This window comes from Parasphingopyxis sp. CP4 (assembly GCF_013378055.1).
In the GTDB taxonomy this organism is placed as follows: Bacteria; Pseudomonadota; Alphaproteobacteria; order Sphingomonadales; family Sphingomonadaceae; genus Parasphingopyxis.
On record NZ_CP051130.1, the window covers coordinates 1,998,021 to 2,018,490 of the forward strand.

The window sequence follows — 20,470 nt, forward strand, 5'->3', positions numbered from 1 at the left end:
GACCCCTATGCTGGTGTGAATTCTGCTTCAATTGTCCCCCCATTGGTCGGAAGTTCGACTGGCACCAGAACGCGTCGTGTCTGGCCAGCACCTACAAGCCCAAATCCAATTGTCTGCTGGATTTCGGGGCCCGGAATGGTGCGCCGGAAAATGACGTCGCCGGTTGAGTCTCGCTGGATTATCCGAAGGCGGCCGCTGGACAGATAACCATGCGCCGCCGACCCATTGGCTACCGTGATCACAGGTACTGGAGCACCGGCACTATTCTGGCCGATCTCCGCTCCAGTAATCACAAGGCTCGATTCCGCTCCTGTCGGGCTTACGCTCACCAGGACCTGGAAATTGTATAGAATTTGAATCGCCGATTGGCCCTCGGGCAGTTCGACGGGCAGCTGCGCTGCAGTCACGTAGAAATGCTTGCTCTGCGCGAGCTCCGGATCACCGACATATTGGACCCGGAACGACTGAGTCTGGCCCGGTTCAATCAGCGCCTGCATCGGAAAGACCAGCAGGTCTTCTGATTCATTGCCAGTGCCAACGATACCATCTTCGGTAAAGGCAAGGTCCTGGACACGCATCTCGACCGGCAGCGCGGTCGCAAACGTATTTTCGACGGTGATGACCTGGCTCATGCCTCGGCCAGCAGTTGATAGATCGATGACCACCGGTTGGACGGTCATCGCCACCAACGTCGGTGCTATCGCTCCCAGTCCCACCAGCAGCAGGACCTTGAGCATATATTTACGCAACAGATTAATCACTTGCTATCCCCCAATAGCGTTCAGCCGCATTCAGTATGCCGCCGTAAACTCGACTACGATCTCGTCCGAATAGGTGCCGGCCACCAATGGGGCCCCGCCACCTTGGACATCGATCGAAACAGACACGTCACCGGCGCGGGCGAAGGGTGAGCTGATCGTGACAGCGCCTCCGGCATCGCTCGCGACATTCAAAGAATTGCCGGCCCAATCGGCCGCAATCGTATAGGGCTTGAACTCAGCAAATGGTCCCTGATTGCCACCGCTGGAACCTTCGCGACGCAAACCGCCATTGGTGCTGCGCAGCACCAGCTGGTGCGGCGAATTGCAGATCACCGGAAGCGCGACATTGATCGACGCGGCCCGCGGCTGGGCATTGCTCGGGTTCACAAACTCAACAATCTGGATCTCACCAGTCGTTCCGCTAACCGGTGTGAAGGTCGCGTTATTGCCCGACGTGGCTGACGGCGTCCGAATGACACAGGCAGGCAGAGCCTCACCCAGCACTTCGAGCCGCTGCTCGGGAATATTGTCAATCTGCGCCATGGCAGCCGACGGCAAGGCCAGGGCGAGCGCGAATACAGTCTGCCTGATCATGTGCGTGGCTCCAAAGTGATACGGATTGTGTCGCCATAGATACCGGCCAGCAGCGGCGAGAAATTCCGCAAGTTCGTGGCACCCGAACCGATATCCAACCGGAGAATGAGTTCGCCGGCCGACGTGCTGTCAATGAAGATCCGCGATTCCGCTACACGCCGCTCGCGGGCGTCTGCGAGGAGGATCAAATTCTCATCCGACCAATCGACATTGGCAGTATAGGGCACGCCATCGCCAAAGCCTTCGGCGGGGTCTTGGCTAAATTCAAAGGTCTGGAACAGGCCATTATTCTGCGATTCTAGCGACAATGTGTGCGGGAAATTGCACACTGCATCGAAGGAAACCTGCACCGACGCTGCTTTGGTGGACAAGGTATAAGGGTCCACCAATTCAGCAATCTGAAGCGTATTGCCGTTGATGCCGCGGAAATTGATTTGCTCGCCAGCCGCCACTTCCGGCGTTCCAAGCGCACAACCACCCGGAACGTTACCGATCACGGTGAAGTTACGCGTATCTACGCTGCTTTGGGCCGCGGCCATGGCCGGTGCCATGGCGAGGCTCGCAACGATGAGAAGTCCTAGCCGCATCATCGTCCTCCTAATTCGCCGCTGCCAGGGTCACGACAATCTGACCTTGGTAACTGGGATCGGACACAAGACGCAGCGATTGCCCGCCATCTGTGTTGAACTCGCTAATCGCTACAACGATGTCGCCTGCAAATGCCACCGGCTGGTCCTGCGATGCATCCGGATTGGTCGAAGACCCTGTCACAAATGTAGCCGGCGTTTGCGTCCATCCACTGGCCTGGGCCGTATAATGGATCGTCCGCGAAAAACCGTTCGGAGCATTGGACGTGAAGTTCTGCGAAACCAGCGGCGTTGCCGTAATCGACAAGGTACTCGCCCCGCCGCAGAATGCGCCGACCAATGTCTTGGGAGGAGCCGCCAGATCGGACCGCAACCGGCCGCTCGACGTTTCACTCAGGATCCCCAGGTCGAACACATCGTTTCCACCCTGAAGCGTTCCGGCGAAGCAGAGATTCGTCACGAAGCCTTCCACATTGACCTGGCCACCGACCTGCGCATGAGCAGGCATGGACGCAAGCAAGGCGGCGATTCCGATGGCCGGAATTTTCAACTCCTTGATCATATCCTTCAACTCAACCTCCAAATGGCTTTCGTCGCAGCTCTTCAGCTTACGTGTTCGGCGAAATCGTGATCGAAATGACGCCCAGATACTGGCCGACGACGAGAATGTTGGTGTTGCCGCCAACCGTATCGAGATCGAAGACGCTAACCGACACATTATCCTGCGGCCCAGCAGCGATCAGATCGTTCAGCGGACCACCGCCACCAACTGCATCTGATGTGCGGGTATCGAATGGGACAACCCCGCCAGACGCCGTGTTGATCGCAACGCGCGCGGTATAGTCGATCATATCGGCATAACCTGCGGCTGGTGTGATCTGATCCGGCGCTTCTTCGAGCGGCGTCGCACTGATCGTAACCTGCGGATTATTGTCCGTGCAGACAACGCGGGTCGTGAACGTGCCGGCGGGAGAGGCCGACGACGAACCGATCAGCGTGTCTTTCAAGGTACCGTCTGAATCGTTCAGTTCACCCAGCGAAATCGTGCCGGTGAAGGAATCCGTCGGGCTGCCGCCGTCCGGTATCACTGCGCAGATGCCGGTTACGCTGCCGGTCACATTGACCGCACCAGTGACCGAGCTTCCGCCTTCCGTCTGCGCGGCAACCGGGCCGGCAAATGCAACGGTAGCGGCTGCTGCAACAAGAACTGATTTCCTCATTTTACGCTCCTTGAGTAACGTCTTTGTCAATCGTTCCGACTAGGTGGTCGGGGCGATCGTAATCGTGATGAGACCGGTATAGTTCGGGTCTGCGACCAGAACGTCGGTCGCGTTCGGCGTCCGGAAATTGGATCCGGCGACATTTACGTTGGTGCCACCAGTTGCGAGGCGATCACTCAACGATGCAGCAGCCGGCGTGCCAGCTGTGGTGTCGTTGCTCACCGTCTGCGAACCATTTGCGACCAGCGAGAAGGTGATGTCCGCCTGATAGTCGATGGTGTTGGCATAACCCGCCGGAGCAGAGTTAGCCGAAACGATCGGATCTGCGTCAACCGTCACTGCCGGATTGGCCGTCGTGCAAACAACGCGGAAGTCGACATCGGAAGCGCCCGTGCCGCCAGCGTTAAAGTCCGCTTCGATACCCGTGCGCAGCGTACCGTCTGCCTGGGCCAGCTCGCCAAGGTCGATGGTCGTGGTGAATGTGTTTCCAGCCGGGCCCGGATCGGTGACGAGGCATTTCTCGCCAACGCTGCCGGTAATGTTAACGGTGCCGGTTACGGACTGAGCCGCAGCCGGGGCAGCTGCCGTCATGGCAATCGCCGTTGCAATCAGTAAAGTGGTACGCATTGATATTCTCCCATTCAAATTCTGTAGCGACCGCGCCTTCATGTTGATGGCGCGATGGTGATGTTGATGACCCCCGAATAGGCACCGGCGACGAGGACGTCGCTTGCGTTGCCTGCAGTAAATCCTGTTGCGGTAACGGTAAGATTATTCTGACCCGTCACGAGCCGCGCATTCAGCGATTGCGATGAAGCAGCACCCGCCGATGAGAGGTTCGAGACGGCCTGCGAACCGCCATTTACAAGGTTCAGTGTGACCTGAGATGTATAGTCGACACGAGCCGAATATCCGGTCGGCGCAGTGCCGCCGCCATTCAGGATCGGGTCAGCGTCAACCGTCACGAACGGCGCGGCGGTTGTGCAGACGATCTGGAACTGGAGATTGGCGACCTGCGTCCCGCCCGCGTTAAACCGTGCGGTAAGGACGCCATCATCTTCAAGCGTGCCATTGGCCCGCGAGATATCGCCAAGATCAACCGTGCTCAGAAAGCTCTGGCTGGCCGGACCAGGCGATACGACCTGGCATTTCGGCGCAACCGTTCCGCTGACATTGATCGTGCCAGAGACGATCTGGCCAGACGCAGGGGCTGCGATCGTCGCGATCGCGATTGCCAATGCTCCTAGTCCGATCTTTCTCATATCATGCATTCCTCTGGACACTCTCGCCTATCTGCTCTCGACCTATGGTGCCGGTGCGATCGTAATGTTGATCACGCCCGCATAAGCACCCGCCACCAGAACGTCGGTTGCGTTCGCCGTTGCAAAGTTGCTGGCGGTGACGGTGACATTGGAACCACCGGTTACCAGGCGGCCGTTCAATGCCGTGCTGGTTGCCGAAGCCGCGGTCGATGCGTTGTTGACAGTCACGCTGCCCGGAATTGTCGTGAAAACTACGGTGCCGGTGTAGTCAACGCGATTGGCATAGCCGGTAGCTGCCGGGGTTGCGCTCACGATCGGGTCGGAATCGACAGTCACCTGCGGCGTTGCGGTGTTGCACACGACCTGGAACTGCAGATTAGCCGTTTGCGATCCACCCGCATTGAACAGGGCTGCAAGCGTCGCGCTCGGCAGCAATGTGCCGTCAGCGGCCGAAATATCGCCCAGATCCACCGTGCTGGTGAAGCTCGAGCCAGCCGGCCCCGGCGAAACCACCTGGCATTTGCCCGGTACATTGGCCGTGATATTCACCACGCCATTGACCGATTGGCTCAGTGCCGGGGTCGCTGCCAAGGCAAGCGCTGCCGTCATCGATCCAAAAACAATCTTCTTCATCTCATTAACTCCAATCTACTGCACGAACCGATTAGGGCGCCGCGCTCAGGGTTACCGTCAAAATATCCGAATAGGCGCCATCCACGAGGACACTGACGCCGGCATAAACCGGCGCACTGACCCGCACATAGGAACCGCTCTGGCCGACCGAAGGCGACGCGACATAAGCGCCCACCGTCTCGGTAGCCGTACCGAAAAAGGTGCATGTATTGCCGGCGTTAAGTTCAGCCGCGGCACATGTATCGTTGACATTGTCATTGCTGTCGTTGGCGACAACGTTGAGCTCTACATTATAGGGCGCGAGCGTCGTGTAGCCGGTCGGCACTGTGCCGTTCGTCAGCAAGCCGCCATTTTGTGATGTAATCGCCACGCGCGACGGACCCGAACATTCCAGCTGGAATGCGAAGTCAGTCTGCGGAATTCCGTTTACGTCGAAATCGGGTTGGTTCACCGAACCGTTCGGCGCCTGGGCGAAACCGCACCGGGCTGTAACCTGCGCCGTTACCGGGATACTTAGTTGTCCCGTATATGGCGGGGGCGCACCAAGACCTGCCTGATCGGAGCTATAAACAACACCGGTCTGCAATTGCGCCTGCGCGCTCGCCTGGGTCGCCAGGAGCGCGGCACCAAAAATTCCGATCACGATGTGAGCCGATGCTCGCATCAACTTCCCCCCCAACAATATTTGCGACCTTGAGTGACGGGAGGCGAATAAACTCAACTAAACCGCCTCGCCCTCGTCGCACATAAGGATTCCGCCGATCGGGACTCAATGCAAGGAAAATTTAAGAATTTGTTCACCATTGCCCCAATTCGGAGCGGATCTGACTATTGTATAGAAGGCTAATAAATTGGCTTGGTTATACTATAGAAGCCCATAATTGCTCGTTTATAGGTGATAGTTAGGAATATTATTGTTAACCTTTGTTTTATTTACTTACCTAGCCCTAACACTAATTTCATTTTTGCTCGGTCTTATTAGTATCACTTGGAATTCTCTGTACCTCTATTCTTTAATATCCATATTTATATTTAAATACCGAAGAAATTCAGGCGAGGTCGCTATGGTTGCTACATTGAGAAAAATGAAGGTTAATCTAGGGTTACGAGCTTTCCGGGCGCTTCAAAACGATTCAGATATGGACGAATCGGGACTATCCCCTGGAACGAATCGGTTTCATTTCGCGAGTCGTTTTTCAGTTGCCGGTGCTGCAACCACATGAGTCTCATTGCCCGGGGCGGCGGTCCGAACCTGTCTAGCGCTCTGCTTCGGATTCCGAGCCCATGGCAAATGGATCCTGATCGAGAACCGACACAGGCTCTGCTTCGCGGTCGGCAATCAGAGTCGACGCAATCGCCCCAGCCGCAATAGCCAGCCCATAGGGAATAAGACTCCCTTTTTGCAGGCCCTTAAAGCCGGTCACCTGCACCCAGACTTGCGGGACCGCTGCTCTCAGGAGCAGCAACAGTAGGGCAACAACCCCGCCAAAAATGGCAACCGCCGTCAAAAGCCACAGGATGTTGAATATCCCATAGGCGGCCGAGCTGGCTGCCAACAATTTCACGTCGCCACCACCCATCCATCCGCGCGAGAATAGCAGAATTCCGATACCCAGCACGACAATGAAGGACGCCAGATGCTGCCACCATTGTCCAGGCGGAAGGCTCAACACGACTGCGGTTCCGGAGACCAGCAGAAGAGCAACGGACAGCAGGTTCGAAATTCTAAGGCTTTTCAGGTCCTGTATCGCTGCCAGAATCAGGATAACGATATAGGCGATCATCAATGCAGGTGTGTCGATAATGGGTGTCATTGGGCCTCCTGAGCCAAGCTACGGTTGCGCGCTGCACGGGCAAAATAGACATCGCTGGCCTCGATCGCCTGGTCGAAAAGGCGTTCTGCATCTGCATAATTGCCCGCCAGCATGGCGCCATACCCCGCATCATTGAGGCGTGATGCCCAATCCCGCGCGCTCTCCGCCGGGAGCTGATACTGGGGATAATTGCCAAGCATTGCCGCTGCGATCAGGCGATTGCGCCCGATGCGCCTATCGTCAGGCGCCAGGCGCTGCGCTGCTTCGAGGAACGGCAATGCCTCTTCAGCCCTGCGTTGCATGATCAGTGAATAGCCTCTGTTGTTCCAAGCAGATGGCTCCTCGGGCGCGAGCGCGAGGGCTTGTTCGTAGGCCAGCGTACTTTCCGCCCAATGGCGTCGGCTATCAAGCACAATACCCAGCGAACTCCATGCCTGCCAGTCCGCATCCGGCATCATAGTGGCGCGCATCAGCCAATCGAGAGCTGCCGCATTATCGCCCTGCCGCATTGCCGCACGACCAGCGCCAGACGCGTACTGCGGATTTTCCGGATTATCGACAGCAAGCGCTTCAAAGCGCGATCGTGCGTCGGCAAGTTCGCCTTGTTGCAATCTCAGCGCTGCAGCTAGCGCAAGATATCGCTCCTCGCTCGAGCAGGCCGTAGTCGCCGCTTCCAGCATCTCTTGCGCCTGGATCAGACGATTTGCTGCGATAGCCTGTTCAGCAAAATCGAGATCGGCGAACGCGCATGCATGGGCTGGGCTGGCGGGCAGCGCACAGACGCAGATAGCCCATGCCCACAGCCTCATAACGCGATAAACCGGGCCTGCAGCATATAGTCGAACGGAACCGAATTCTCACCGAGCACCAGCGTGATTTGCCGGTTTGAATTGCGTTCGCGCATTTCCATCGGGATGGGGATCGCCTGAGCTAAAGTTTCGGCTTCGTCCCTGTCTGATGCCGCGAAATAGAGCGCGGTACCTTCCCGCATGCGCCGCGCGTCACCAACACGAATCTGCGATGCACCGAGTGTTCTGAGATGCGTCCGCATTCGTGCAGCCTGACCACGACGTCCGACGCCGTTCAAAACCGTTATTGGCTGGTCAATGGCGGGCACCTCGGCATTTGCAATGCCCCAACTCGCCTGAAGACCAGCCTTCGTCGTCTTCAAGCTGGCATCCCCATAGTCTGCGCTCGCGATCATTCTGCCGATTGGCCGCCGCACAAGATCCATTGCCATTGCCGGAGCGACGGCGCTGGCAATGCGTTCCCATGCTTCGTCACGGGAAACACTCGGCGTAGCCTGGGCAATTTGCCAGCTCCATTCACGCTGCTCGTCGGGGTCATGTACCAGGCTGACCGATGTGGTGAGCTCTGCTGTCTGAACTGTGGCGCGTGCTTCAATCGGCCGAATTGGCTCGATCTCTTCCGGTGCCTGGGCCGTGATTTGCGGGACAGCCTCGGCTAGCTCTCCGACGAGCTGCGCACTGATCAATTCCGGATCCACTTCAGGTTCAACGTCCACAATGGTCGCAGATGCAACAATGATCGGTGCGACTGAAGGCGCGACCTGTTCCTCAGATCGCAGCGCCTCTGCTCGCTGCTCCACCGCTTGCCTCTCAAGCGCTGCTGTCTCCAGTTCGAATGCTTCGGCTTCGTCCGTCCGCCGCTGCATGCGCAAAGACAGGGTATAGTTATGGCGGACCGCACGGTCAGCCGGTGCTAGTGCCAGCGCCTCTTGGTAGTAGCGATCGGCAAGATCGAACCGCTGCATCTGGTCATAACAGGCCGCCAGGCCGTTATAGGCTGCAGCATTTTGATTATCGTGACGGATAGCCGCACGAAATTGCTGGGCCGCCAAGGCATAATTGCCCGACCGAAACAAACCGCGCGCATGCTCAAGCAATCGGTTTTGCTCCACTGCTGCATCGGGATGAGTCTGCACCGCTCGCAGTTCGACATTCCCTGAGGTGCAGCCGACCAAAAGTGCAAGTGCGGATATGTTGAGAAGTTTGCGGGACATCACGGTCCTCCCAATGTCGGGATAAGGTTACGGACGACGCGGATTACAGCTGGAAGCATCAATATGCCGATCATGACCGGTAATAGACAACCGACAAGGGGCAGCGAGAGCAGCACGGGAAGACGATGCGCCTTTTCTTCTGCGCGCAGGCGGCGTTTCTCGCGCATCTCTGATGCGTAGATTCTCAACGTTGTGGCAATGCTCGATCCGAGCTTGCTCGATTGGATCATCAAGGTGGCAAAGGACTGGATCTCATCGATCCCGGCCCGTTCGGCCATACGACGCAACGCATCTTCGCGATTCTGGCCAGCCCGCAGCTCTAGGACCACCGCCCCAAGCATGTCTGCAATCAACGGATGGGACTTGGTCATTTCACGCCCGACCCGGTCAAATGCAGATTCCAGTCCCAATCCCGCCTCGACACAAACCAGCATCAGATCGAGGGCATCGGGAAATCCGTTTGTCATGGCTTCGCGACGGCGATCGGCTTTCGCAGTGACAAACAGATTGGGCAGATAGAGGCCCAGCAAAGCGAGCAACACGCCGCCGACATAGAGCCGGATAAAACCAATCGTATTACCCATGAACAGGGCTACGCCAACAAAGATTGCCGGCAAGGCCAATGTCATCACGAGCCGCGTCAGTGTAAATATTCTGGGCGCCGAAGGATGCGTGAATCCTGCTGCGCGGAGCTTTTCCCGCAGCTGATCATCTTTGGTGTCGGCAAGCGAAAAGCCCCGCTCTTCAATCGTATTAACAAGACGGACCCAGGCGCTGTTTGTCTCATGACCCCTTAATGAACCCGCGTCGCTTTCGCTCGGGGGCGCCAGCTGTTCCGTGACGCGCGTGCGGACATTTTGCCGCGTCGCAATTGCACTCAAGATCCGGAAACTCACCAGCATCACAAACAGGAAAACCAGAAGCAAAAGGATTGGGCGGACAAGGCTGACAAAATCGATCATGATCAGACCTTCAGATCGATCATGCGACGGATCCAGATCACCCCGATCGTGAAAGCGACCAATAATCCGGCAAAGCCGGGGATGAACATCGGATCCTCAGCCACATCGAGATAAAATAGCGGGTTAGCCAGGAACAGGACGACAAAGGAAAAGATCGGTAGAGCCGTCAGAATCAGGGCCGTCATCCGCCCCTCTGAACTCAGCGCGCGAACCTTCAACATCATATTGGCCCGTTCGCGGATGACCTGAGACAGGTTTTCCAGGATTTCAGCAAGGTTCCCGCCCGTTTCGGATTGAATGGACAAGGACACCACGAACATTTGCATGTCATCGAGATCGCATCGATCCGCCATGTCCTGCAACGCGTCTCGCAAATCGGCGCCATAGGTGACTTCGTCCGTTACAATTCCAAATTCGGATCCGATCGGATCGCTCATCTCGGTGGTGAGCAGTTCCAAGGCCGCTGCCACAGGATGCCCCGCGCGCAACCCACGAACAAACACATCCAGCGCGACTGGGAATTGTTCGGTCAGCAGTTTCTTGCGCTTGTCTGCCATGCGCGCGAACAACATCAACGGAAAACCAAATCCGACAGCGACAGCAAATGTCCCTGCAAGAAAAATCTTGCCCGTGTTGATATCGGATCCGAGAAAATAGAGCAGCAGCATCACCAAAAGAAAAATGGTGAGGACCGCAATTGCGAGCGCAACGAGGATCGCATTCGCCTTGTAGACCAGACCTGCAGCACCCAACGTGCGCTCCAGGCGTTCTGAAAACGCAGAAATCGTCGCGGGTAGATAGGGATTACGGTCCGGTTTGTCGCGGCGCAGCCGGGCAACGACTTCGTCGCGACTGACACCTTTCGAAATCAGCTTCAGTCGTTTGTTGATCGTTCGGGATTCACCGCTCGAAGATCGCATATATGCAATCACCCGCTCGCTGATCAGCAGCACAGCAACAAATACCAACAAGAGAATGAAGAGGCGCAGGATCTCCGGCGTCATTCGCCAAGTCTCCTGTCGGGCCGGAACAGGTCCGGCGATAACTCAATGCCATAGGCAACAAGGTTTTCATAGAATTGGGGACGGATCCCTGTCGCCTCAAAATGGCCCTGGACGACACCATCTTCGCTCAGGCCAGTACGCTTGAAGCGGAAGATCTCCTGCATGGTGACAACCTCGCCTTCCATGCCGGTTATCTCGCTCAGGCTCAGCAATTTGCGCCGACCATCCGACAATCGCCCGATCTGGACGACCACGTTGATTGCCGAAGCCATCTGCATGCGTGCGGACAAGGGCGAGATATCGATCCCGCTCATTCCAATCATCTGCTCTACGCGCGACAATGCATCGCGCGCCGTGTTTGCGTGAACCGTGGTCATCGATCCATCATGACCGGTGTTCATGGCCTGCAGCATGTCAAATGCCTCACCGGCGCGGACCTCGCCGACGATGATGCGATCGGGGCGCATACGAAGCGCGTTCTTCACAAGATCCCGCTGTGAAACTTCCCCGGTTCCCTCAATGCTTGGCGGGCGGGTCTCAAGCCGCGCAACATGCTCCTGTTGCAACTGCAACTCGGCTGAATCTTCGATTGTGACGATACGTTCGGCTGCATCGATAAAGGCTGACATAGCATTGAGCAGCGTCGTCTTACCCGAGCCGGTACCGCCCGAGATCAGGACGTTACGACGCGCTGTCACCACTGCCCGCAATACTTCGGCAATCTCGATCGGGATACTTTGCAGCTCGATAAGCCGATCCATGTGGATCGGTATCTTGGCGAATTTCCGGATCGACAATAGCGGCCCGTCGATCGAAAGCGGCGGTACCGCTGCATTGACACGCGAACCATCCTCAAGCCGCGCATCGACAAGCGGTGATGCTTCGTCGACCCGTCGGCCAACGGCGCTGACGATCTTCTGGATTATGCGCATGAGATGCCGATCATCCTTGAACCGCGTTGGATTACGTTCAAGCAGGCCATTGCGCTCGACAAAGACATTATCCGAGCCGTTCACCAGAATATCGGTGATCGCCGGATCTTTCAGCAATGGTTCGAGCGGCCCCAGGCCCAACAGTTCATCCAGCACATCGGCGGTAAGCTGCTTTCGTTCGGCCAGATTGAGCGCCTTATGCTCCAAGGTGAGCTGCTCGGCGACAATATCACCGATCTCAGCCTCAATTTGCTCATGCGACATGCCTTCAAGGGCCGATAGATTGATGAGATCAAGCAGCTTCTTGTGAAGCTCCACCTTGAGATCCGTATGACGGTCGACACCGTCAAATGCTTGCGAATCCCCAACCGAAAAATCTCTGAGTTTCGCCTGATCGATTGGCACGGGCTCTGCGGATTCGCCCACAGGCTTCCGTTTAATTTCCCACATGCTCATGCTCTTGCCTCTCTGAGGGCCGGCAATGCATCAGCAATTTTTGTCAAGTCGCGCGCGGCTTTGCTTCGCGCTTCAATCTCCGAGATCAGGACACCTTGATCGAGCGCTGACTGAACAATGCGCGGTTCGTCAGCAATATCGAACGCTACCTCTTCACCCAAAATCTCCGCGGCATCATCATAGCCGATCGTCTTGAAGATCCGTTTTTCGGTGCGGTTCATGATGATCTGCAAACGGCTGTCCAAAACCTGTTGTTCGCGCATGAAATCGATCTGGCGTTTTGCCTGATGCAGGCTGGCGACCGTCAGCTCGCCAACCATCAATACCGCATCCGACCGGGCCAGCACAGAAAGCGACCAATTGGTCCAGCTCATCGGGAGATCGACGAGGATTGTGTCATATTCCGATGCCAACAGATCAAGCAAGAAAAGTACCTGATCACTGTCAATTGCATTAAGCGGCATAATCTCGCTCGGCGCGGCAAAATAGTGCAGCCCGCTGTCATGATGCGCAGCCATGGAATCGGTCATTGCGCTGTCCGCCCGCAGGCCGGCATCCAACAGATCCTTCACGCCAACGCTTGGTAAGCGCCCAAGATAGAGCGCAGCATTACCGAACTGCACGTCCAGATCGACCAGGCAGGTGCGCCCATATTCCTCTGGCCGGTTTGCCATCAAGCATCCCAGCTGAGTGAGGATCGTCGTTGCACCAATGCCCCCGCGGCACTTGGTACCTACTATTATCTGCGAACTTCTTTCGCTGCCGCTCGCGCGCTCTTCGGCCTTGCGCAAGATCGGCTCGATCGTGGAATTGAGATCGGCTCGGGTCAGCGGGAGCTGAATGATATCTTCGACATTCTCACGCATCAGCATGCGAATCTCGGCGACGGACGCCTTGTCGACTGCGGCAATCACAGGCCGGTTCGGCGCCGCATCAATCAACCGCCGCAAGCGATCTATCGAACCGCTATGCGAAGGCACGACCTCGATGATCACAGCACGGGCCGCCAATCCGGCCTCACTCGAGATCGGTTCTTCGGTCGCGACAATCGTCGTGTGCGTGTCGAGCCCGGCGACTTTGCCGTCGGGCATTTCGGACGATGCTATCGCTGGTGCGGACAAGAAAAATTCGATGCCCGTCCGCGAGCGCGATGCTCGCCATGCTGGTAATTTGGCCACTGCTTCTGTCACTCTTTACTCATCCCATCTCAATTCGATAAGGCGCCAGCGCCATCCTCGAGAGTTAATGCGGCCCGAAAATCCGGGAGGGTTATTCCCCCTCCGAAAACGAAAAAAGTCGCCGGTTCAAATCTTACGTTTCTCAGCCGGACGACAACAAGCGGCGCGACATCAGGACCATTAGGGTCCCCTGCATATCCAAGTCCGGAATAATTATACTCGATCACCACATTATCCGGGCCGATCTCCGGCATGATTGCATTCATGCGCGCAACGATATTCTGAAAGGCGGTACTATCGACGGTGTCGAAAGGCGAACTCCCGGTCGGACATGCCGAGCTTTCGTGACAGGTGCATGTCACGGTGCCGCCGGTCGACGAACATTCGGTTCCACCAAATGCGCTCGCGCCGATCAACTGGCCTTGTGGAATGCCTCCATTTGTAACGAAGCTATAGGTTTCCAAACCTTCGGGCACCATCTCTGTCGCCGCGGCATAGCGCACACCCATCTGAGTGGCCTTTTCGGCACGGTTCCAGGTGTACATTGCGCGGCCGCCATCGATCACCGCGAAAATCAAAAGCAACAGGAGCGGCACAACCATCGCAAACTCCGCCGCCGTCGCGCCGCGCTCATCTTTCCTGAACGATATGGTCCGCACGCGCATCATATGCCGGTCACCGCTGCCTCGGACTGCGCATTGAGCGTCGCCGTACTGAAGTCAAAACCAATATAGGAAAGGATCGAGCGATACTGGACACTGGCCGAAACGGTGACCACAGGCGCGCCGTCAGCCGAACCACGATAGATGCCGGCATTGGAGTATGAACCGCCTGAGTCGCAGTTCAGACTCACTGTGATATCGCTATCTTGCCAACCCGGGATCCGCGCCGTGGTGCCCCCAATTTCACCAGTGCGAGTGATATCCTTGGTCGCCGTCTCGACGGCAGATGGCATCGCACAACCGACATAACCGGCAAAGGGTTGGCGGGCAGCAAAGCGCGCGCCATCGCGAACGGCTTTGCTGACGGCATGTTCGTCCATGAAATATTTGCCGACCTCCATCGCACCAAAGCTCAGGATAATCAGCATCGGCGCAACCAATGCCAATTCAACCGCGGCACTGCCGCGGCGATCAGTCCAAAGGAAGGGTGAGGGGAAAGCCATCATATTATTCCAGAAGTCTCGGCACATCGCGGCGGATCACCTGTCCAGCCGTCGCATCACCCGCACCTGAGGTCGTCGTCTGGATAACTTCGGTGTAAACCTCGGCCGCCCGGGTGCGCTGATTTCCGCCATTACCCCTGCTGATCGATGGTTCGACGAGAAACAGGTCCAGCCAGTGCGCGACATGGACCCCAGTTTCTTGGCCATTGAGATTCTGCGCTTCACAGTTGATCACGGCGGCCGATATGCGGCGCCGGTCTACATTGGTTCCGCCTGGCGTGATACCAGGCGCCCGACATACCGGGGCGCCGTAGCCGGTTCGCGAGCCAACCGACTGCGGAACATTGATGCCCTGATTACCACCGGCTCCCTGGCCCGAAGGATTGGCGATTTCCCAAAGATACACTTCGTAGCGTGTCGCGGTTGCCGACAGACCGGTCCCTGTTTGCCAGGCCGCCGCTGTCGTCCAGCCATAATTAACCCGGAAATAGGCGTCGCGATCCCAGAGCCCGGTGCCGATCCGACCGCCGGCGCATTGACCGTTGAGCTGCGTCGCATGGCACATGTCCCGCGGATGGCCCATCGTGTCAGGATAGTTGCTGCTGAGCGGAACTGTCGGGCTGGTCGGTCGATAGGGATTGGGTGGCTCGTCCCAGCCCTGGCCGGTTATGCCGCAACCGGCGCCGCGCACGAGATCCTTCCGTGAGTTAATCGACGGCGAACAGGTTCCACCAGCCGGGCAGGTGTTGCCACCATTTTCTGACACGTCGAACCGCGTGTTTACGGCAGCCATCACAGAAGCTGACAAGCCTGGCTTGGTCGTCACACCATTGATCGGAGCGCATTCACCAGGAGGTGCGTTATAGCCCAATGCGCGCGCCAGGTCCTGGGCGCCAGAACCAAAACCGGTTTCCAGAAACCCAAAGTTTCCAGGCGCATCGGCGTTACCGGCGATCAGCAGCAAGCCCGTGCCAGGGGCCGCATTGAACGGCAGGTTGATATCTGTGTTGGTAGAGGTTTCCGCCGGATTGCAGATCATTACCGGCGGCGTGTTGCAAATCGCCGAGCCGAGGCCAGCCATGGCGCGGGCCGTCATCTCCGGCGATTCGATTAGCGCGATAATAGGTGTAAGCGCATATTGCGCGCGCCGTGCGGCGACTGTGACCCGGACATAATCGGAGTCCTCATCATCAGTCGTCGTTGTACCCGGTGGGTCGGTTATGTCCGCACGGTTCGGATCATAACTGCTGTAATATTCGGGCGCCTCAATCGTCAGATTGGTCCCGCCGCCGTCATTCGCGAAATAGGTGAGGTTTGTTACAAGATTTTGAGCGGCAGCGGTTGCCCGTGTCTGGGCACCGGTTTGGCCGTCCAACTGCCCAGCTGCCGCAAGGGCGGCTTGGTCAGCGGCATTCTGAAGCTCGGTATCAAGAGCGGCCATGCGCGAATAATCGATTGCAACGCCGCCAGCCGCAATCAAGCCGAAAAGAGCCAAGCCGATGGTAGGCGCAACAGCGCCGTCGTCACTCCTCCAAAATCGTCCTAACAAGGCAAACATACGCCATTTCCTAATTCGGTCCGCCACCCACGTTACTCGTCGTGTCTATATTGGCCGGCTGCTCGACATCGCCACTTTGGTAGCGTTCGACCGCCTCGGCCGCCCGTTCTCCGTTCCCGCCTTCCATTGCGGCATCTTCCGCATATTCCGGATCAGGATTGACCACCTGCTGTTCGAAGTTCCAGCGATGCGCTTCACCGAAGTCACGATCGATGGGATCCATGGTTGTCGAACAGGCCGACAGCATGACGATAGCCGCAATTGCGATAGACTGCTTCACATTCACCATGTCATCTACTCCATGATATGCCCGTGCTCGCCGTCGACACCGCCGTCAGATTCGATCGGCGCATTGCCCCCGGCGGGCGTCTGTTCAATCGGCATGCGATTATTGCCTTGCGGAACGCGCGGATTAATTGGCGGCTCGCCCGTAATGTCTTCGCTGCCACCCATCAGATACTGATCGGCACGGCTCGGCGGCAGATATCCATCTGTCGGCAGACGGACATTGTCGGGGCTCATCGGCCGGACAAGTCGCGGCGTCACGATGATCACCAGCTCGGTATTCTCGCGCTCATAATCGGTTGAACGGAACAAGCTGCCAATGATCGGGATCGATCCAAGGATCGGGAAACGGCTGACCGTTTCGCGAAAATCCTGTCGCAGCAGTCCGGCCATGGCAAATGCCTGACCATCGCGCAGCTCCAGTGTCGTCCGGGCGCGCCGAACCTGTAGTCCCGGGATGGTTAGGCCGTTGACGTTGATCGAAGCCGATTGATCAATTGAGCTGACTTCCGGTGCAACGACCAGGCTAACGACACCATCAGCCAACACGGTCGGCGTAAACGCCAGGCTCACGCCAAATGGTTTGAACTCGATAGTGATCCCGTTACCGCCGTCGCCGCCGCCACTGCCCTGCAGAACCGGGATCGGGAATTCACCGCCGGCCAGGAAGGATGCCGTTTCGCCCGAAAGCGCAATCAGCGTCGGCTCTGCGAGTGTGGTCAACACACCATTGCTTTCCAGCGCGTCCAGCGCCGTAAAGATATCGACATCGCCAATGTTGAATGCACCCGCGACGATCCCGAACGAGTTGAGGATACCGCCAATATCAATTGTCGGAACGCCATTTTGGTTAGTCAGCAACGCGGTCGACGGTGCGGTAGAACCGATGCCGCCCTGGAAATCGCCATTGCCGCTAATAAAGGCCGAATTCAGTCCGAGCTGGCGCGCGGCAGAACGCCGCATTTCAGCAAAGCGTACTTGCAGCATCACCTGCTGGGTCGAACCCACGGACATCATGTTGATGACCCGATCAGGCGCATAGGTTTCGGCAATCTGCGCGGCGCGCTGGACGGCCGGCGCGCTGGATACGATACCGGTCAGTACAATCGAGTCATTCGACAATCGAGCACCGATCTGTTCGCCAGGAACCAGTTCCGCCAGTTGGCGGCGCAGCGACACTATGTCCGGCCCGACGACAACGTCCACAACCGAGATCAGGTTTCGGTTGCTGTCATAAAGCGTGAGGCTCGTGGTCCCGGTCTGCTTGCCGAGCACATAAAGGGAGCGATTGGTTAGCGGCAGGACATCTGCAATCTCGGCATTGCCGATCAGGGCCCGTGCGAACGGCCGATCGATCCGCAAAATCTCACTCTTGTTAACGGCAACAGTAAGCTGGCCGCCATGCATGCCCGCGCCATCGCCAACAGAGACCACGGATTGCGCTGAAGCGGCTGTCAGTGAAGCAATCGCAAAGCTCGCCGCCGCAACGATCTTGATCGCCAATGTCCCCCAATTCGGCATATCAATTCCCCCGATACGGGCGTACCTGATATTCGGTTCCCGTTGTTCCTCGAACGACCTCTACACCCGACGTATTCGGTCTGGCTTGACTGGCTGCTGCCCTCCGCAACGGCCGCGTATAGGCCGGGCTTGCGGGCGAATATCTAAAGCCGCTGGTGAGCTCACTTGCCCTGAGGGCGGTCGCATAACTGAATTCTTCTTCTGCCCGGACGGAACGCAGCGCTAGGCTAAGAGTGCCTGATTGCCGTGCAAGCGCGAGTTTCTGTGCGTCTTCACGAGACACTTCCAATGTCGCCGTACTACCGAGTGCCGGTTCGTCGCTATTCTCGCTGGCCATTTGGTCGATGGCGATCACCGGAACATTTTGCAGCAGAACATCTGTCACCTGCTCTTCACCCTCGGCATGGGTCAGGAAGATGTCGACGCGGTCTCCCGGCAAGACAAAACCTGAGACGCCAAGTACCGGCGTGATGTTGATTGAGATGGCGCGCATGTCGGCTGGCAGGAGCGCGGACAACGTGGCGCGCCCGCCTTCACCTGCAAGCCGTGAACGCAAAATTGGCTCCCCAATCTCGACCGGGCGGATAACCACGGGAGCCACGCCATTCGTCGTGAACTCATCCATCGATCCAAAGGCACCGGGCGGTACGCTGTCCGCGGGCCAATCGACAAACCGGATATTCTGGGAGTTTATCTCAGCTCCGAATTCCAACGGTACCCGAGCGACGGCTACTTGCGTCAATCCGGCTGGGGCTGCGTCGGCACTGGATGTATCATCCGCGCGGGTGAGATATAGATTTACGAGGAAGACGGCCAAGAGGCCGAGCAACGCGGCAACGCCTATCACAATAATGGATTGCCTGCGCATTGGTCACTCCCCCCTTTGACCTTGTTAGCGGAGCGACCCCGGCCTCCCTAGCGGGAAACCGGGGTCTATGACAACTAACAGTTTGTGCTGTTCGGATTGTCGATACAATCGCCAGCATCATCCATGGCGCCACCGATCGAGCCGGCCAGGCCAAGAGCTGCAATCGCGATAACGCTGCCGACAACGGCGAGGATCAGAGCATATTCTGCTGCCGATGCACCGCTTTCGTCATTCCAAAGTTTCTTGATCATAGTCATTAAACATTCCCCACACTGCTTACTTACCGACACCAATTGTCAGTTTCTCAAGTACGTGGATTTGGCGACCCTCCGCGCTTTCCCATAAAGGTTAATAAAATCATGGGAATGGCGGCCATACCACTCCCCTGAATCTTGCTGATTTTCAGATTTTGTCAACCAGACGCTTTTATGCTTTGTTTATATATGTTTATAACTTTGTTAACTTTTGTGGGGACAAAAAATCGCTCTCGAATCGGAGTAAATTGCCAAAAAGGTGCGATTTGGTCGCTCGAATCGCACGAATTAACGTGCAGCCATGCGCATTTACTATCTTTTCTGGAGGTTTTTTTCTGTGATCCGCCACGCGAAATGCCCGTGCCAGGCTGGCTTCCGAGCCGCATTTTCCGATAGCAGCGATCGGCTAGAAGGCCCACAACTCCTCGCGATTTGATGCACGCAGCACGGGCGACTGATCAGCTATTGTTGCAGAATTACCATCAGCCCCGCGTCAAATTTTCCCGCGACACTTTGTTTTTTCTAAGGAAATATTGTTGCGCGCGTCCAGCGCCGACCCAGATGAGTGCTGTTGCGATAATGGAGAGATAGCCGTCGATGGCATAGTGATAGCCGAGATGAACCGAGCCGACCAAGATAAGCAACACATACAGCGAACCGATAACTCCCCAGAATCGCGAAACCCGAAAGCCGGCCAGCGCATAGAGCATGGCGATGCTGATATGCATGGACGGCATGGCTGAAATGCCGCGGCCGACATTCACGGTTTCTGCATTGCTCCAGTCCAGCAAGCGCTGTTGTACCTCCAGCACGCTCATTGGATATTGGCTTGATGCATGACCAAGATAATGCATCAGCGGCGCATACCGGTCTGAGCCGAAGAAATCGTCGTAAAAACACGGACCGACAGATGACATAAGCGTCGCGGCAAACGATCCCAACACGATCCAGCACAGGGCATAACTCACGAGAAACTGGCTTCGCAGCTGAGGTCGTTCCTTCCAAAGCGCGAACAGAAGGAAGACAAAATACAGCGCCAGCAGCCAGGAATCATAAACGATATTGATAACGAAGCTGACTGCGGGATAGCCGACAATCGGCTGAATCAACAGCCACGCGTCACCGCCATGGAGCAGCGCATCAGCGTCAGCAAACCAGGGATCGAAACTGAAAGGTACGACATGTGGAATGGCGCTTTTCACACCGGTAAATGCAGTACCCAGGAACAAAGCCCCCAGGATAGCGGGCAAGGCGAATATGACGCGATCCGCCAATTGCAAATCGCGATAAAAGCCCGTCACGGCGCGGACTGGATTATAAGTGCGCCGCACGATTGCATGGGCGGGCAACGCAACAGCAAGAATGATCAGACCAGCCGCGCCATAAAGGATCG

At 57.0% G+C, this 20,470-nt stretch carries 24 protein-coding genes; all 24 read right to left on the reverse strand.

The window, feature by feature from the left end; genetic code table 11:
- Positions 1-5 precede the first annotated feature (5 nt).
- On the reverse strand, positions 6-761 hold the full coding sequence (locus HFP51_RS09700; RefSeq protein WP_176875535.1) for a molecular chaperone: 756 nt from the start codon (positions 759-761) through the stop codon (positions 6-8).
- Positions 762-791: 30 nt separating this feature from the next.
- Positions 792-1,355, reverse strand: a complete 564-nt coding sequence (locus HFP51_RS09705) for a hypothetical protein (RefSeq protein ID WP_176875536.1) — start codon at positions 1,353-1,355, stop codon at positions 792-794.
- A complete protein-coding gene (locus tag HFP51_RS09710) occupies positions 1,352-1,945 on the reverse strand; it encodes a hypothetical protein (RefSeq protein ID WP_176875537.1) in 594 nt (197 codons plus the stop codon). Before HFP51_RS09710 ends, HFP51_RS09705 begins: the two co-directional genes overlap by 4 nt.
- Before the next feature lie 7 nt (positions 1,946-1,952).
- The gene (locus HFP51_RS09715; protein ID WP_370462957.1) at positions 1,953-2,504 is read right to left on the reverse strand and encodes a hypothetical protein; all 552 of its coding nucleotides are present in this window, start codon (positions 2,502-2,504) and stop codon (positions 1,953-1,955) included.
- Between the two features lie 46 nt (positions 2,505-2,550).
- Positions 2,551-3,162, reverse strand: a complete 612-nt coding sequence (locus HFP51_RS09720) for a hypothetical protein (RefSeq protein WP_176875539.1) — start codon at positions 3,160-3,162, stop codon at positions 2,551-2,553.
- Between the two features lie 39 nt (positions 3,163-3,201).
- Positions 3,202-3,789 (reverse strand): hypothetical protein, encoded by a 588-nt coding sequence (locus HFP51_RS09725; RefSeq protein WP_176875540.1) that lies wholly within the window; start codon positions 3,787-3,789, stop codon positions 3,202-3,204.
- Positions 3,790-3,827: 38 nt separating this feature from the next.
- Positions 3,828-4,424: a hypothetical protein gene (locus HFP51_RS09730; RefSeq protein WP_176875541.1), complete on the reverse strand. Its 597-nt coding sequence runs from the start codon at positions 4,422-4,424 to the stop codon at positions 3,828-3,830.
- A 42-nt stretch (positions 4,425-4,466) separates the two neighbouring features.
- Positions 4,467-5,057, reverse strand: coding sequence for a hypothetical protein (locus tag HFP51_RS09735; RefSeq protein ID WP_176875542.1), 591 nt, complete (start codon positions 5,055-5,057; stop codon positions 4,467-4,469).
- A 31-nt stretch (positions 5,058-5,088) separates the two neighbouring features.
- The gene (locus HFP51_RS09740) at positions 5,089-5,721 is read right to left on the reverse strand and encodes a hypothetical protein (protein WP_176875543.1); all 633 of its coding nucleotides are present in this window, start codon (positions 5,719-5,721) and stop codon (positions 5,089-5,091) included.
- Between the two features lie 592 nt (positions 5,722-6,313).
- A complete protein-coding gene (locus HFP51_RS09745) occupies positions 6,314-6,871 on the reverse strand; it encodes a prepilin peptidase (RefSeq protein ID WP_176875544.1) in 558 nt (185 codons plus the stop codon).
- Complete coding sequence (locus tag HFP51_RS09750; RefSeq protein WP_176875545.1) at positions 6,868-7,680, reverse strand: tetratricopeptide repeat protein; 813 nt, start codon at positions 7,678-7,680, stop codon at positions 6,868-6,870. Before HFP51_RS09750 ends, HFP51_RS09745 begins: the two co-directional genes overlap by 4 nt.
- Positions 7,677-8,894 (reverse strand): LytR C-terminal domain-containing protein, encoded by a 1,218-nt coding sequence (locus HFP51_RS09755; protein WP_176875546.1) that lies wholly within the window; start codon positions 8,892-8,894, stop codon positions 7,677-7,679. Before HFP51_RS09755 ends, HFP51_RS09750 begins: the two co-directional genes overlap by 4 nt.
- The gene (locus HFP51_RS09760) at positions 8,894-9,856 is read right to left on the reverse strand and encodes a type II secretion system F family protein (RefSeq protein WP_176875547.1); all 963 of its coding nucleotides are present in this window, start codon (positions 9,854-9,856) and stop codon (positions 8,894-8,896) included. The genes HFP51_RS09755 and HFP51_RS09760 overlap by 1 nt, the downstream gene beginning before the upstream one ends.
- 2 nt (positions 9,857-9,858) lie before the next feature.
- On the reverse strand, positions 9,859-10,860 hold the full coding sequence (locus HFP51_RS09765; RefSeq protein WP_176875548.1) for a type II secretion system F family protein: 1,002 nt from the start codon (positions 10,858-10,860) through the stop codon (positions 9,859-9,861).
- Entirely contained in the window at positions 10,857-12,242 is a 1,386-nt protein-coding gene (locus HFP51_RS09770; protein ID WP_176875549.1) for a CpaF family protein, read from the reverse strand. Before HFP51_RS09770 ends, HFP51_RS09765 begins: the two co-directional genes overlap by 4 nt.
- A 2-nt stretch (positions 12,243-12,244) precedes the next feature.
- Positions 12,245-13,339: an AAA family ATPase gene (locus HFP51_RS09775; protein ID WP_176875550.1), complete on the reverse strand. Its 1,095-nt coding sequence runs from the start codon at positions 13,337-13,339 to the stop codon at positions 12,245-12,247.
- Positions 13,340-13,455: 116 nt separating this feature from the next.
- The gene (locus HFP51_RS09780) at positions 13,456-14,085 is read right to left on the reverse strand and encodes a TadE/TadG family type IV pilus assembly protein (protein ID WP_255454629.1); all 630 of its coding nucleotides are present in this window, start codon (positions 14,083-14,085) and stop codon (positions 13,456-13,458) included.
- A gap of 5 nt (positions 14,086-14,090) precedes the next feature.
- Entirely contained in the window at positions 14,091-14,594 is a 504-nt protein-coding gene (locus HFP51_RS09785; RefSeq protein WP_176875551.1) for a TadE/TadG family type IV pilus assembly protein, read from the reverse strand.
- Between the two features lies 1 nt (position 14,595).
- Entirely contained in the window at positions 14,596-16,149 is a 1,554-nt protein-coding gene (locus HFP51_RS09790; protein WP_176875552.1) for a pilus assembly protein TadG-related protein, read from the reverse strand.
- 10 nt (positions 16,150-16,159) lie between these two features.
- Positions 16,160-16,438, reverse strand: a complete 279-nt coding sequence (locus HFP51_RS09795) for a hypothetical protein (RefSeq protein WP_176875553.1) — start codon at positions 16,436-16,438, stop codon at positions 16,160-16,162.
- Positions 16,439-16,443: 5 nt separating this feature from the next.
- Positions 16,444-17,955, reverse strand: coding sequence for a type II and III secretion system protein family protein (locus tag HFP51_RS09800; protein ID WP_176875554.1), 1,512 nt, complete (start codon positions 17,953-17,955; stop codon positions 16,444-16,446).
- A 1-nt stretch (position 17,956) separates the two neighbouring features.
- A complete protein-coding gene (gene cpaB, locus HFP51_RS09805) occupies positions 17,957-18,823 on the reverse strand; it encodes a Flp pilus assembly protein CpaB (protein WP_176875555.1) in 867 nt (288 codons plus the stop codon).
- Positions 18,824-18,897: 74 nt separating this feature from the next.
- Positions 18,898-19,080, reverse strand: a complete 183-nt coding sequence (locus HFP51_RS09810; protein ID WP_176875556.1) for a Flp family type IVb pilin — start codon at positions 19,078-19,080, stop codon at positions 18,898-18,900.
- A 479-nt stretch (positions 19,081-19,559) separates the two neighbouring features.
- Entirely contained in the window at positions 19,560-20,351 is a 792-nt protein-coding gene (locus HFP51_RS09815) for a phosphatase PAP2 family protein (RefSeq protein WP_176875557.1), read from the reverse strand.
- Between the last annotated feature and the right edge of the window lie 119 nt (positions 20,352-20,470).